At 53.1% G+C, this 435-nt stretch carries 1 protein-coding gene; it reads left to right on the top strand.

Annotated elements, in window-relative coordinates; translation table 11 throughout:
* Positions 1-428, top strand: a 428-nt coding sequence (flgJ, locus tag I6F38_RS43435; protein WP_225164721.1) for a flagellar assembly peptidoglycan hydrolase FlgJ, incomplete at its 5' end; no start/stop codon positions are given.
* Positions 429-435: the final 7 nt, after the last annotated feature.

The following is a 435-nucleotide window of genomic DNA, read 5'->3' on the forward strand; positions in this document are numbered from 1 at the left end:
ATTTGATCCTCGCTCAGGCGGCGCTTGAATCTGGCTGGGGGCAACGGCAAATCCGCCGCGAAAACGGCGAGCCTAGTTATAACCTGTTTGGCGTCAAAGCCTCTGGCAACTGGAAAGGGCCAGTCACTGAAATCACCACGACTGAATATGAAAACGGCGAAGCGAAGAAAGTAAAAGCGAAATTTCGGGTCTACAGCTCGTATCTGGAAGCATTGTCGGATTACGTTGGGCTGTTAACGCGTAACCCGCGCTACGCCGCCGTGACGACCGCCGCGAGTGCGGAGCAGGGGGCGCAGGCCCTACAGGACGCGGGCTATGCCACCGATCCTCACTATGCCCGCAAACTCACCAACATGATTCAGCAGATGAAATCGATAAGCGACAAAGTGAGCAAAACCTACAGTATGAACATTGATAATCTGTTCTGAATAACTC

Origin of the sequence: Bradyrhizobium sp. BRP56 (genome assembly GCF_020194035.1) — a bacterium.
In the GTDB taxonomy this organism is placed as follows: domain Bacteria; phylum Pseudomonadota; class Alphaproteobacteria; order Rhizobiales; family Xanthobacteraceae; genus Bradyrhizobium; species Bradyrhizobium australafricanum.